The following is a 13,543-nucleotide window of genomic DNA, read 5'->3' as shown; positions in this document are numbered from 1 at the left end:
CGCGAACCGCCATCCAGGCCCGGGCCGGATGGCGGTTTTTCTTTTGCGGCATTGACAACAAGGCGGCCGGGCCGCCTGCACTGCGCCGCCGCACTTCGCCGCAGTGCAAAACGAACCAGTATAATGTCCGGTTCCACCCCTCATTACGTCTGCAGAAATCATGCAAGAAAAATATAGTCCAGCCGAAGTAGAACAGGCCGCCCAGGCCTACTGGAAGTCGATCGACGCCTACAAGGCCGTCGAGCACGACCCGCGTTTCCCGAAAGGCAAGTATTACGCCTGCTCGATGCTGCCTTACCCGTCGGGCAAGCTGCACATGGGTCACGTGCGCAACTATACGATCAATGACGTGATGTACCGCTACCTGCGGATGAACGGCTACAACGTGCTCATGCCGATGGGCTGGGACGCCTTCGGCATGCCGGCCGAGAACGCGGCGATGGCCAACAACGTGCCGCCCGCCGAGTGGACCTATTCGAACATCGCCCACATGCGCGGGCAGATGGAATCGATGGGCCTGGCCATCGACTGGTCGCGCGAGATGACCGCCTGCAAGCCGGAATACTACAAGTGGAACCAGTGGATGTTCCTCAAGATGCTCGAAAAAGGCATCATCTACCAGAAGACCGGCACCGTGAACTGGGACCCGGTGGACCAGACCGTGCTGGCGAACGAACAGGTGGTGGACGGCCGCGGCTGGCGTTCGGGCGCGCTGATCGAAAAGCGCGAAATCCCGATGTACTACGTGCGCATCACCGAGTACGCGGACGAGTTGCTGGACTGCGTCGAGAACAAGCTGCCGGGCTGGCCGGAGCGCGTGCGCATCATGCAAGCCAACTGGATCGGCAAATCCACCGGCGTGCGCTTCGCCTTCCCGCACCAGATCAAGGACGCGTCGGGTGAGCTCATCAACGAGGGCAAGCTGTACGTCTTCACCACCCGCGCCGACACCATCATGGGCGTGACCTTCTGCGCCGTGGCGGCCGAGCACCCGCTGGCCCAGCACGCCGCGCAGGACAACCCGGAACTGCAGGCCTTCATCGCCGAGTGCAAGCTCGGTTCCGTCATCGAAGCCGACATGGCGACGATGGAAAAGAAGGGCATGCCGACCGGCCTGTCCGTTACCCATCCGGTCACCGGCGAGCAGGTGCCGGTCTGGGTCGGCAACTATGTGCTCATGACCTACGGCGACGGCGCCGTGATGGGCGTGCCGGCGCACGACGAACGCGACTTCGGCTTCGCGAAAAAATACGACCTGCCGATCAGGCAGGTAGTGGCGGTCGACGGCCAGGAATTCTCCCTCGACGCCTGGCAGGAATGGTACGGCGACAAGGCGCAGGGCACCACCATCAACTCGGGCAAGTACGACGGGCTCGATTACACCGCGGCGGTCAATGCGGTGGCGGGCGACCTGGCCGCGCAAGGCCTGGGCGACAAGAAGGTCACCTTCCGCCTGCGCGACTGGGGCATCTCGCGCCAGCGCTACTGGGGCACCCCGATCCCGATGATCCACTGCGGCGACTGCGGCGCGGTCCCGGTCCCCGAGCAGGACCTGCCGGTCGTGCTGCCGGAACACCTGGTCCCGGACGGCACCGGCAACCCGCTGAACAAGGACGAGGCCTTCCTGGCCTGCGACTGCCCGAAGTGCGGCAAGCCGGCGCGCCGCGAGACCGACACCATGGACACCTTCATCGATTCGTCCTGGTACTACATGCGCTATACCTCGCCGGGCTCGGCGAACAAGATGGTCGACGAGCGCAACGACTACTGGATGCCGATGGACCAGTACATCGGCGGCATCGAGCACGCCGTCATGCACCTGCTGTACGCGCGTTTCTGGACCAAGGTGATGCGCGACTTCGGCCTGCTCGGCTTCGACGAGCCGTTTGTGAACCTGCTCACGCAAGGCATGGTGCTGAACGAGACCTACTACCGCGAGGACGCGAGCAGCAAGAAGACCTGGTTCAACCCGGCCGATGTCGAGCTGACCTTCGATGACAAGGGCCGCCCGCAGAGCGCCGTGCTGAAATCGGACGGCCAGCCTGTGAACATCGGCGGCACCGAGAAGATGTCGAAGTCGAAGAACAACGGCATCGACCCGCAGGCGCAGATCGAGCAGTACGGCGCCGACACCGCGCGCCTGTTCACCATGTTCGCTTCGCCGCCGGAACAAACCCTGGAATGGTCGAACAGCGGCGTGGAAGGCGCGAGCCGCTTCCTGCGCCGGGTCTGGGCCTACGGCTACGCGCAGCGCGAGCGCATCGCCGCCGCCCTGCAGGGCCAGCAGCAAGGCGCCCTGGACGACGCCCAGAAGACCCTGCGCCGCGAAGTGCACAAGGTGCTGCAGCAGGCCGACTACGACCTCAAGCGCATCCAGTACAACACCGTGGTGTCGGCCTGCATGAAGATGCTCAATACGCTGGAATCGGCCAAGCTGGCCGAAGGTGCGGCATCGGCGGCGGTCGTCGCCGAAGGCTTCTCGATCTTCCTGCGCCTGCTGAACCCGGTGGCGCCGCACATTACCCACGCGCTGTGGCAGGACCTGGGCTATGCCGCCGTGTACGGCGACATCCTCAACGTGCAGTGGCCGGAAGTCGACCCGCAAGCGCTGGAGCAGTCCGAGATCGAACTGATGATCCAGGTGAACGGCAAGCTGCGCGGTTCGGTCAAGGTGCCGAAGGATGCCGACAAGGCCGCCATCGAAGCTGCCGCGCTGGCTTCGGAAGCGGTCCAGAAGTTCATCGAAGGCACGCCGAAGAAGGTCATCGTCGTCCCCGGTAAACTCATCAACATCGTGGTGTAATCGATGAAAACAACCGTGGTGCGCCTGCCGGTTCTGCGTACGATCCTTGCCATCCTGGTCGCCGCAGCCGTCGCCGGTTGCGGCTTCCAGCTGCGCGGCTCGAGCGACCAGTACAACATGCCCTTCCAGAGCATCTACCTGGCCTTCCCCGAGACCTCGCCCCTGGGCACGGAGCTCAAGCGCAACCTGCGCGCGGTCGATTCCGTGCGCATCGAGACCGACGCCTCGAAAGCGCAGGCCTTGTTCGACGTGCTGTCCGAGTCGCGCGGCAAGTCGATCCTGTCGCTGAACAGCCTGGGCCGGGTGCGCGAGTACTCGCTGAGCTACACGCTGGTGTTCCGCGTGCGCGACGCGAACAACAAGGAATTGCTGGCGCCGACCGAAATCACCCTGCGCCGCAACATCGCCTTCGACGAATCGCAGGTGCTGGCCAAGGAATCGGAAGAGCAGCTCCTGTACCGCGACATGCAGGCCGACCTGGTGCAGCAGATCCTGCGTCGCCTCGCCGCGATCAAACCGGTTTGAACGCGAGCCATGCAACTGCGGCCTGAGGCCCTCGAGGGCCACCTGGCCAAGGGCCTCGCGCCCTTGTACGTCATCACCAGCGACGAGCACCTGCTCGCGCTGGAGGCGGCCGACCGGCTGCGCCGCACCGCCCGCGCGCAAGGCTATACCGAGCGCGACGTGCTCACGGTCGAGCGCAACTTCAAGTGGGGCGAACTGCTGGCGGCGAACCAGGCCATGTCACTGTTCGGCGACAAGAAGCTGATCGAGCTGCGCATCCCGGGCGGCAAGCCGGGCAAGGACGGCAGCGCCGCCCTGCAGGCGTACGCGAAGGACCTCAGCCCGGACAACCTCACCCTGATCACCCTGCCCAAGCTGGACTGGCAGACCGCCAAGGCCTCCTGGGTGACGGCGCTGCAGCAGGCGGCGGTGTACATCGAGATCCCGAACGTCGAGCGCGCCCAGCTGCCGGGCTGGATCGGCACGCGCTTGGGGCAACAGGGCCAGAGCGCCGAGCGCCAGAGCCTGGATTTCATCGCCGATCGCGTGGAAGGCAACCTGCTGGCGGCGCACCAGGAAATCCAGAAACTCGGGCTGCTCTACGAGCCGGGCAAGCTGAGCTTCGAACAGGTGCACGACGCGGTGCTCAACGTCGCGCGCTATGACGTGTTCAAGCTGTCCGAAGCGATGCTGGCGGGCGACCCGGCGCGCCTGGCGCGCATGCTCGACGGATTGAAAGGCGAGGGCGAGGCGCTGCCGCTGGTGTTATGGGCCGTCAGTGAAGAAATCCGCACGCTGCTAAAATTGAAGTCCGGGATGGCGCAGGGCCGTCCGCTCGGCGCGCTGCTGAAGGAATACCGCATCTGGGGCCCGCGCGAGCGCATGATGGAACCAGCGCTGCGGCGCGTGTCGATCGCCACGCTGGAAGCGGCCTTGCAAGAGGCGGCGCAGGTCGACCGCATGGTCAAGGGTCTGCGTGCGAAAGCGTTCGCGGGGGATGCGTGGGATGCCATGCTGCAGCTGGCGCTGCGTGTTGCCCGGTAGGGTGGACGGCTTTGCCGTCCGCGCGTTCAACTACACCATGGATTGACGCGTCTCGGCCATTTCCACGCTGGCTGAACGCGCGGTCGGCGGAGCCGACCACCCTACAAAAACCGAATGACGGGGCTATATGATGGACATCACCGAACACATGCACTCGATGGGCCGCAAGGCCCGTGCCGCTTCGCGGGCGATGGCGCGCGCCGACGGCGCTACCCGCAACCGCGCGCTGCTCCTGATCGCCGACGCCATCGAGCGCGACGCCGAGCAGCTGCGCGCCGCCAACCGGCAGGACATGGATGCCGCCCGCGCGGGCGGCCTGGAACCGGCGCTGCTGGACCGCCTGGCGCTGTCGGACAGCGCCATCCAGACCATGGTCGCCGGCCTGCGCCAGATCGTCGCGCTGCCCGATCCGGTCGGCGAAATCACCAACATGAAGTCGCGTCCGAGCGGCATCCAGGTCGGCCAGATGCGGGTGCCGCTGGGCGTGATCGGCATTATCTACGAGGCGCGCCCGAACGTGACCGTCGACGCGGCCGGCCTGTGCATCAAGAGCGGCAACGCCGCCATCCTGCGCGGCGGTTCGGAAGCGATCCACTGCAACCGCGCCCTGGCGAAACTGGTGGGCGAAGGCCTGCGGGGCGCCGGCCTGCCGCCGGACGCGGTGCAGGTGGTCGACACCGTCGACCGCGCCGCCGTCGGCGCCCTGATCACGATGCCGCAGTACGTGGACGTGATCGTCCCGCGCGGGGGAAAAAGCCTGATCGCGCGTCTGATGGCGGAAAGCACGGTCCCGATGATCAAGCACCTGGACGGCATCTGCCACGTGTACATCGACGACAAGGCCGACATCGCCAAGGCGCTGCCGGTGGCCTTCAATGCCAAGTGCCACCGCTACGGCACCTGCAACACGATGGAGACCCTGCTGGTCGCCCGTGCGATCGCCCCCGTCGTGCTGCCGCAGCTGGCCGAGCTGTACAGGACGAAGGAAGTCGAGCTGCGCGCGGATGCCGAGGCGCATGCGATCCTGGCCGGCTACCCCTGGCTGGCGCACGCGACCGAGCAGGACTGGAGTACCGAATACCTGGCGCCGATCCTGGCGATCCGCGTGGTCGAAGGGCTGGACGGCGCGATCGACCACATCAACACCTGGTCGTCGAAGCACACCGAATCGATCATCACCGAAGACTACAGCGCCGCGCTGCGCTTCCTGCGCGAGGTGGATTCGGCTTCGGTGATGGTCAACGCCTCGACCCGCTTCGCGGACGGCTTCGAATACGGGCTGGGCGCCGAGATCGGGATCTCGAACGACAAGCTGCATGCGCGCGGCCCGGTCGGGCTGGAGGGACTCACCTCGCTCAAGTACGTGGTGTTCGGGCACGGCGAAGTACGCCAGTAACGCATACAAAACAAGAACAAGGAAAGCATGTATCTCTGGATCAAGGCCCTGCACATCGTCTTCATCGCGTCCTGGTTCGCCGGGCTGTTCTACCTGCCGCGCATCTTTGTGAACCTGGCCCAGGAAACCAAGCCGGCAGCGCTGGAACGCCTGCTGGGCATGGCTCGCCGGCTCTACCGCTTCACCACCATCCTGGCGGTGCCGGCGTTGGTGCTGGGCCTCTGGCTGTGGCTGGGCTACGGCATCCAGGGCGGCTGGCTGCACGCGAAACTGGCGCTCGTGATTTTGACGATCGGCTACCATCACGCCTGCGGTTCGCTGCTCAAGAAATTCGAGCGCGGCGCGAATGCGCGCAGCCACGCATGGTATCGCTACTTCAATGAAGTGCCGGTGCTGCTGTTGCTGGCAATCGTGATTCTGGTGGTCGTCAAACCGTTCTGACGCAGTTCTGAAGTACCGCGGTAAGGCATCATCCACTGCGCCGGCATGGGCCGGCGCCAAGTGTTTTTTCTGATTTTTCAACGGACAAAGGGTACCCCTCATGGCCTCCTATTTCTGCCCATGCCCGCGCGGCATGGAAGCGGCGCTTGCCGAAGAGCTGGGCGAAATCGCCCAGCACAGCACCACGATGAAGGTGCACAACCAGGTGCCGGGCGGCGTGCACTGCTCCGGCTCGCTGGTGGACTCCTATCGCGTCAACCTGCACTCGCGCATTGCCTCGCGGGTGCTGATGCGCATGGGCCAGCGCAGCTACAACAACGAGAACGACATCTACGACCTGGTGCTCGAGCAGCCCTGGGAAGACTGGTTCGGCGTCAACCACACCATCCGCGTCGACGTCACCGCGGTGAAGTCGCCGCTGAAGAGCCTCGAATTCACCACGCTGAAGATCAAGGACGCCGTCTGCGACCGCTTCCGCGACCAATTCAACAAGCGTCCGTCGGTGAATACCCGCGAGCCGGACATGCGCATCGTCGGCTTCCTCGACCAGCGCAACTTCATCATCTACCTCGACACGTCCGGCGAAGCGCTGTTCAAGCGCGGCTGGCGCGAGGAGACCGGCGACGCGCCGCTGCGCGAGAACCTGGCGGCCGGCATGCTGCGCGTGGCCGGCTGGAAGCCGGGCGTGCCGCTGTTCGATCCGATGTGTGGCTCGGGCACCATCCTGGTCGAAGCCGCCCAGATGCTGCAGGGCATTCCGGCCGGCAGCAGGCGCCGCTTCGCCTTCGAGAAGTTCGCCGACTTCGACCGCGAAGCCTGGGCGGCACTCAAGGCCGAGATCAAGCCGAACCCGCTGCCTGCGGAACCGACCATCTTCGGCTCCGACATCTCGGGCGACATGGTCGCGATGACGCGCCATAACCTCAAGATCGCCGGCATCCTGTTCGAGGTGCCGCTCAAGCAGATCGAAGCCCAGCACGTATCACCGCCGACCTCGACGCCGGGCATCCTGCTGACCAATCCGCCGTATGGCGAGCGCATCGGCGTGCGCGGCGACTCCACCGTGCCGCAGGACGAAATGGCGGTGTCCTTCTACTCCGCGCTCGGCACCACGCTCAAGCAGCGTTTCGCCGGCTGGACCGCCTTCCTGTTCACCGCCGACCTGCAGCTGCCCAAGCTGCTGCGCCTGAAGGAATCGCGCAAGACCCCGTTCTTCAACGGCGCGCTCGAATGCCGCCTGTTCCGCTTCGACATGGTGGCGGGCTTCAACCGCCGCGAGGAGGCCAAACCCGCGCAACCCGCGAAACCCGCGGAACCGAATCAGGAGCAATAAGCCCCCATGCTGCCGCCGATCGAACCCGACGACTTGCCCAAGGATCCGGTCACCCCGGTTCCGCTGCCGGCGCCCCACAAGATCGCGATGCTGACGGCCGGTGGCCTGGCCACGCTGCTGGCCGGGCTCTCGATGCTGGGGCCGTTCTCGATCGACGCCTACCTGCCTGCCTTTCCGCAGATCCGCGCCGAGCTGAATGCCTCGGCGCTGGAGGTCCAGCAAACCCTCACCGCCTACATGCTGGCCTTCGCCGGCATGGTGCTGTGGCATGGCGCGCTGTCCGATGCCTTCGGCCGGCGCAACGTGGTGCTGTTCGCGCTGGTCGTGTTCGCGATCGGCACCTTCGGCTGCGCGGCGGCGTCCTCGGTGCATTACCTGTGGGTGTTTCGCATCATGCAGGGCGTGTCGGCGGGGGCGGGCGTGGTGGTGGGACGCGCCATCATCCGCGACCTGTATTCGGATGCCGAGGCGGCGCGCCTGCTGTCGATGGTGACCATGATCTTCTCGATCGCGCCGGCCATCGCCCCGGTGCTGGGCGGCTGGATCGTCACCCTGTTCGACTGGCGCGCGATCTTCCTTGCGCTGTGCCTGTACACCGTGGCGCTGGGCTGGTTCTCGTGGAAGCACCTGCCGGAAACGGTCCCCAAAGAGAAGCGCCAACCCTTCAACCCGCGCTTCCTGGCGCAGAGCTACGGCGCCATCTTCGGCTCCTTCCTGTTCCACATGAAGTCGGGCGTGGTGGCGATGAACTTCGCCGGCCTGTTCCTGTACATCGCGTCGGCGCCGGTGATGCTGCCCGAGCACCTGGGCCTGGGCCCCTCGCAGTTCGCCTGGCTGTTCGTGCCCACCGTGAGCGGCATCTTCCTGGGCGCGCTGGCGGCCAACCGCATGGCGGGCAAGCTGACGTTCGCGCGCCAGATCCGGATCGGCTTCTTCTTCATGCTGGGGGCGGTGACCTTCAATGTCACCTATCACAGCTTCCTGCCGCCGGCACTGCCGTGGAGCGTGGCGCACATGTTCTTCTTCACGTTCGGCAGTTCGATCATTGCGCCGGGGGCCACGCTGCTGGCGCTCGACCTGTTCCCGCACATCCGCGGCACCGTGGCGTCGTGCCAGTCGTTCATGACCACGCTGATGGGGGCGATCGTGGCCGGGGTGGTGTCGCCGATGCTGTCGCATTCGGTGCTCGCGCTGGCGCTCGGCCAGGCCGGCTTCGCGCTGCTGTCGATCGCCCTGTGGGCCACGGCGCGGCGCTACCGGCGCCAAAAAATCCGCGACGGCGCGATGCTGCCCTGAGCGAATCGGGCTGCTCTTCCAAGGCCCAGTCACACGGGCCTCGTTTCGTTTATGAAATAATATTTCACTAATCGATGCATATTGAAATATTATTGCAATCTTTCCGGGGCATTCCGACGTCGCCTCTACCTTTAGAGCGACTTCTCGACAACACTTTTTACAGAAAGTATTGTTCCCGATCAGAAATGTCTATATGCTAAGATAAGTTTTTCGTGCCCGGAGCAAACGCTGGAACATCGCTCTGATTGGCAGATTGATACGCAAAACTTCATGGCATCCCGTCCTGGGCTGCTTCGGACAACCCACGACAAGCGGCTACGTTTGAGACCATGCAAGCTTCGGATCAGGATATTCGCAATCGCCTGCTGATTGCCCGTCTGCCGGCCATGCCGCAGATCCTCGTGCGTCTCATCGAACACTTGCAGGCCGACGACCTCGGCATGCCGGAACTGGCCGCCCTGATCTCGAAGGATGCCGGCATGACCGGCAAGCTGCTGGCGGTCGCGAACAGCTCCGCGTACCAGCGCCACCATCGCAACGTCAATCTCGAGCAGTCGCTGGTCGCCCTCGGCACCGACATGATCAAGACGCTGGTGATCAGCGATTCGGTGTTCCAGACCTTTAACAACTTCCCGCATTCGGGCAGCACCGACCTGCGCGCCTTCTGGAAGAATTCGCTGGGCACGGCCGTGATCGCGCGCGATATCGCGCGCGCGGTCGAGTACCCGCACCTGGAAGAGGCCTACCTGGCCGGACTGCTGCACAATGTCGGCCGCCTGGCCCTGCTGGCCACCGCACCCAAGGAATACGCCTACAACTTCAGCGCGCGCGACGACGAGGACCTGTGCGCGGTCGAGCAGCGCACCTTGCAGATCACCCACGCCGAAGCCGGCGCCTGGCTGATCGAGCGCTGGCAGCTCGATTCCTTCCTGGCCGACGCGGTGCTGTACCACCACGAGCCGAGCGAGCGCCTGGAGTCGGCCCACCCCTTGATCCGCATCGTGCGCCTGGCCCACGTGCTGTCCAGCCATGCGGACGACGAGCGCCTCGTGCTCGACGCCGCCGCGCTGTGCGGCATCGATGGCGAGCAGGCGAGCCAGATGCTGGCCGGCGCCGCGCGCCAGGTCGACAAGGCGGCCGCCCACCTGGGCATCGACCTGCAAGGGGCCGACGACATCCCGGCGCCGCCGGCCTATGCGCCCCCAAGCCTGGACCCGGTGCAGCAGCGCCTGTCCGAGGAAGTGCGCAACATGGTGCTGGTCTCGGAAGTGGGGCAGAGCTTCGCGCGCCAGCAGGGCGAAAGCGGCCTGCTGGAAGCGATGACGCGCTCGGCGCGCATCCTGTTCGACTTCGGCAATGCCGTGGTCCTGCTGGAGAATCCCACCGGCCACGCCCTGGTGGGCGCGCCCACCCAGGGCAGCCAGCGCATCGCCGAATTCGCCGTGCCGCTGGCCCGGGGCGGCGCGATCGCCAAGAGCGCCCTGGAGCGCCGTCCGGCCTTCATCGGGCGCGAGCCTCACGATAGCAACGCGCTCGGCCTGGCCGAGGAACAGCTGCTGCGCCTGCTCGGCACCGACAGCATGGTGTGCGTGCCGCTGGTGGCCGGTGCGCGCTGCCTGGGCGTCCTGATCGGCGGCATCGCGGCCTGGCAGGTTCCGTACTGCCAGCGGCGCGAGCGCTTCATGCAGTCCTTCGGCGCGCAGGCCGCCACTGCGCTGGAGAACATGCTGTCCGAACGCGGCCATACCCGCCGCCAGCTGGCCCATGTGGCCGAGGAATACCGCGAGGCCTCGCGCCGCGTGGTGCACGAGGTGAACAACCCGCTGTCGATCATCAAGAACTACCTGAGTGTCCTCGACAGCAAGCTGGCGCGCCAGGAACCGGTGAGCGGCGAGATGTCGATCCTGAACGAAGAGATCGACCGCGTCGGCCAGCTGGTGAGCAGCCTGGCCGAGCTCAAGCCGGTCGACACCGGTCCGCGCCCGACCGACGTGGCCAAGGTGGTGGACGAGGTGCAGCGCCTGTTCCGCAGCACCGGCTTCGTCCCGAGCACGGTGGACATCCAGGTGATCATGCACGACGAGGCGAGCCGCATCGAGGGCGACGCCGACGTGCTCAAGCAGATCCTGGTGAACCTGGTGAAGAACGCCATCGAGGCGCTCGGCAATACCGGCGGACGGGTCGAGATCGTCAACCGCGGCCATGTGAACCGCGAGCGCCAGTTGTACCTGGAGCTGGTCGTGGGCGACAACGGCCCGGGCCTGTCGCGCGAGGTGCTGGCGCATCTGTTCTCGCCGGTGAAGAGCACCAAGGACGGCGCCCACCACGGCCTGGGCCTGTCGATCGTGCACAGCCTGGTCAAGAAGCTGGGCGGTCACATCGCCTGCCGCAGCGGCCGCAACGGCACTGCATTCGAAATTCTCCTGCCGGCGTGGTCCGGCACCGGTTCCGGCACGGCTCTAGGTAATCCCATGGCGCTGCCGGCCCGCGCGCTGGGCTCCGCATAAATCATGATCAACGCGCACAACGCCATGTTCGAGCCGGCCGCATACAGCCCGACGCTGGAAACCGACAGCCAGCCGCGCCTGTTGCTGGTGGACGACGAGCCGCGCCTGCTTTCGTCGCTGTACGAACTGCTGCGCGACCGCGGCTACTCCTTGACCACCGCATCCTCGGGCAGCGAAGCCCTGGCTCACCTGTCGCGCCTGCGCTTCGACCTGGTCCTGCTCGACCTGCGCCTGCCCGACATCGGCGGCCACCAGATCATGGACTTCATCAACGAGAAGGGCATCAACGCCGACGTGATCGTGATGAGCGGCGAAGTGGGCATCGATGCGGCGATCGGCGCCCTCAAGCGCGGCGCCTACGATTACCTGCGCAAGCCCTACGCCCGCGAAGAACTGCTGGCCACCGTCGCCAATGCGCTGAAGGGCCGCCGCCTGGCGCTCGAGAACCAGCGCATGGCCACCCAGCTGGAAAACTCGGAGAAGATGTACCGCTACCTGGTGGACTCTTCGCCGGACATCATCTACACCCTGAACCACGAGGGCCGCTTCACGTTCGTGAACGACCGCGCCTACCAGCTGCTCGGCTACGCGCGCGACGAACTGCTCGGCAAGCACTATTCGGTGCTGGTGCACGAAGAAGACCTGGAACGCGCGCGCTACGTGTTCAACGAGCGCCGCGTCGACGAACGCGCCTCGCGCAACGTCGAGCTGCGCCTGAAATGCAGGAACGGCGGCAGCGGCCACGACCGCACCTTCAACACGACCTTGATGACGATCTCGCTGAACGCGATCGGCATGCATGTGCCCGACCAGGAAGTGAAGAAGCTGGAGTTCTTCGGCACCTACGGGGTGGCGCGCGACATCACCGACCGCAAGCGCGCCGAAGAAGTCATCTCCTACCAGGCCTACCACGACATCCTGACCGACCTGCCGAACCGCATTCTGTTCAAGGACCGCCTCGGCCTGGCCGTGATCCAGGCCAAGCGCAAGAAAACCGAGCTGGCGGTGATGTTCATCGACCTGGACCGCTTCAAGCTGGTCAACGATACCCTCGGCCACGTCAAGGGCGACGAGCTGCTGCAGCAGGCCGCCACCCGCCTGAAGGAGTGTCTGCGCAAGGGCGACACGCTGGCGCGCCAGGGCGGCGACGAATTCACCATCGTGCTGCCCGAGCTGCGCGACCGCGACGATGCGCGCATGGTGGCCGACAAGTTCCTCGAGACGCTGCAGGAGCCGTTCGACCTGGACGGCCACGAAGTGCATATCTCGGCCTCGATCGGCATCGCCATCTACCCGACCGACGGCGAGTCGATCGACGAGCTGCTGCGCCACGCCGACATCGCCATGTACCAGGTCAAGGCCCAGGGCAAGAACGGCCACAGCTTCTACCACACCTCGATGCTGGACATCTCGCACCAGAAGATCGCGCTCGAGCAGGCGCTGCGCCGCGCCCTCGAGCAGGGCGAACTGGAGATGTACTACCAGCCGCAGATCGACGCGCTCACGGGGCGCATCGTCGGCGCCGAAGCGCTGATGCGCTGGAACCACCCGACCCGCGGCGTGCTGTCGGCCGGCGAGTTCCTCCCCTTCGCCGAAGAGAACGGCCTGATGCTGCCGATCTCGGACTGGATGATCGGCGCGCTGTGCCGCGACATGCTGCAGTGGAATGCGACCGGTACCGACCACGTGCGCCTGTCCCTGAACCTGTCGCCGCAATACCTGGACCGCGGCGACTTCTTCGAAAAGATGCGCAACGCGCTGGTGCGCTACGGTATTCAACCGGCCCAGATCGAGGTCGAGATCACCGAGAACATCTGCATCCGCAATCCGCAGTACGCGATCGAGCAGCTCAACAAATTGTGCCAGCTCGGCGTGTCGGTGGCGATCGACGACTTCGGCACCGGTTACTCGTCGCTGTCCTACCTGCACCGCTTCCCGATCCACACCGTGAAGATCGACCAGTCCTTCGTCAAGGAAATTCACGAAGAGGGCGGCCACTACCCGGTGATCCTGGCGATCATCTCGATCGCGCGCGGCCTGGGGCTGAACCTGATCGCGGAAGGCGTCGAGACCGAGGAGCAGGCGCGCTACCTGCGCGCCAACGGCTGCATGACGATGCAGGGCTACCTGTACTACCGCCCGATCCCGCTGGGCGAATTCATGAAGTCGCTGCGTACCCAGCCGACGCTGTTCGGCCTGCGCGCGATTCAGGCCTGATG

The 13,543-nt window shown here is 65.5% G+C and carries 9 protein-coding genes; all 9 read left to right on the top strand.

The window, feature by feature from the left end:
• Nucleotides 1–160: 160 nt before the first annotated feature.
• The 9 genes from IM543_22555 to IM543_22515 all read left to right on the top strand — a co-directional run bounded on the left by IM543_22555 (nucleotide 161) and on the right by IM543_22515 (nucleotide 13,541).
• Complete coding sequence (locus IM543_22555; protein ID QOY94229.1) at nucleotides 161–2,803, top strand: leucine--tRNA ligase; 2,643 nt, start codon at nucleotides 161–163, stop codon at nucleotides 2,801–2,803.
• Nucleotides 2,804–2,806: 3 nt separating this feature from the next.
• Nucleotides 2,807–3,328, top strand: a complete 522-nt coding sequence (locus IM543_22550) for a hypothetical protein (GenBank protein QOY94228.1) — start codon at nucleotides 2,807–2,809, stop codon at nucleotides 3,326–3,328.
• A gap of 9 nt (nucleotides 3,329–3,337) precedes the next feature.
• Nucleotides 3,338–4,351 carry a DNA polymerase III subunit delta gene (locus IM543_22545; GenBank protein QOY94227.1) on the top strand — a complete coding sequence of 338 codons (1,014 nt, stop codon included), beginning with the start codon at nucleotides 3,338–3,340 and terminating at the stop codon, nucleotides 4,349–4,351.
• 130 nt (nucleotides 4,352–4,481) lie between these two features.
• Nucleotides 4,482–5,747 (top strand): glutamate-5-semialdehyde dehydrogenase, encoded by a 1,266-nt coding sequence (locus IM543_22540; protein ID QOY94226.1) that lies wholly within the window; start codon nucleotides 4,482–4,484, stop codon nucleotides 5,745–5,747.
• A gap of 27 nt (nucleotides 5,748–5,774) precedes the next feature.
• Nucleotides 5,775–6,188, top strand: coding sequence for a CopD family protein (locus tag IM543_22535; protein ID QOY94225.1), 414 nt, complete (start codon nucleotides 5,775–5,777; stop codon nucleotides 6,186–6,188).
• Nucleotides 6,189–6,321: 133 nt separating this feature from the next.
• Nucleotides 6,322–7,521: a class I SAM-dependent RNA methyltransferase gene (locus tag IM543_22530; protein ID QOY96821.1), complete on the top strand. Its 1,200-nt coding sequence runs from the start codon at nucleotides 6,322–6,324 to the stop codon at nucleotides 7,519–7,521.
• Nucleotides 7,522–7,527: 6 nt separating this feature from the next.
• Nucleotides 7,528–8,817 (top strand): multidrug effflux MFS transporter, encoded by a 1,290-nt coding sequence (locus tag IM543_22525; GenBank protein QOY94224.1) that lies wholly within the window; start codon nucleotides 7,528–7,530, stop codon nucleotides 8,815–8,817.
• Nucleotides 8,818–9,146: 329 nt separating this feature from the next.
• Nucleotides 9,147–11,324 carry an HDOD domain-containing protein gene (locus tag IM543_22520; GenBank protein ID QOY94223.1) on the top strand — a complete coding sequence of 726 codons (2,178 nt, stop codon included), beginning with the start codon at nucleotides 9,147–9,149 and terminating at the stop codon, nucleotides 11,322–11,324.
• Between the two features lie 3 nt (nucleotides 11,325–11,327).
• Complete coding sequence (locus IM543_22515) at nucleotides 11,328–13,541, top strand: EAL domain-containing protein (protein QOY94222.1); 2,214 nt, start codon at nucleotides 11,328–11,330, stop codon at nucleotides 13,539–13,541.
• Nucleotides 13,542–13,543 lie beyond the last annotated feature (2 nt).

Origin of the sequence: Massilia sp. UMI-21 (assembly GCA_015277795.1) — a bacterium.
In the GTDB taxonomy this organism is placed as follows: domain Bacteria; phylum Pseudomonadota; class Gammaproteobacteria; order Burkholderiales; family Burkholderiaceae_D; genus Telluria.
Note: the sequence above shows the minus strand (reverse complement) of the source record. Positions and strands in the feature narration are given on the sequence as shown.

What these genes read in the sequence shown, in the direction of transcription:
- IM543_22515 (QOY94222.1), top strand. Translation starts at nt 11,328, where the DNA reads ATGATCAACGCGCACAACGCCATGTTCGAGCCGGCCGCATACAGCCCG.
- IM543_22530 (QOY96821.1), top strand. Translation starts at nt 6,322, where the DNA reads ATGGAAGCGGCGCTTGCCGAAGAGCTGGGCGAAATCGCCCAGCACAGC.
- IM543_22535 (QOY94225.1), top strand. Translation starts at nt 5,775, where the DNA reads ATGTATCTCTGGATCAAGGCCCTGCACATCGTCTTCATCGCGTCCTGG.
- IM543_22545 (QOY94227.1), top strand. Translation starts at nt 3,338, where the DNA reads ATGCAACTGCGGCCTGAGGCCCTCGAGGGCCACCTGGCCAAGGGCCTC.
- IM543_22520 (QOY94223.1), top strand. Translation starts at nt 9,147, where the DNA reads ATGCAAGCTTCGGATCAGGATATTCGCAATCGCCTGCTGATTGCCCGT.
- IM543_22540 (QOY94226.1), top strand. Translation starts at nt 4,482, where the DNA reads ATGGACATCACCGAACACATGCACTCGATGGGCCGCAAGGCCCGTGCC.
- IM543_22550 (QOY94228.1), top strand. Translation starts at nt 2,807, where the DNA reads ATGAAAACAACCGTGGTGCGCCTGCCGGTTCTGCGTACGATCCTTGCC.
- IM543_22525 (QOY94224.1), top strand. Translation starts at nt 7,528, where the DNA reads ATGCTGCCGCCGATCGAACCCGACGACTTGCCCAAGGATCCGGTCACC.
- IM543_22555 (QOY94229.1), top strand. Translation starts at nt 161, where the DNA reads ATGCAAGAAAAATATAGTCCAGCCGAAGTAGAACAGGCCGCCCAGGCC.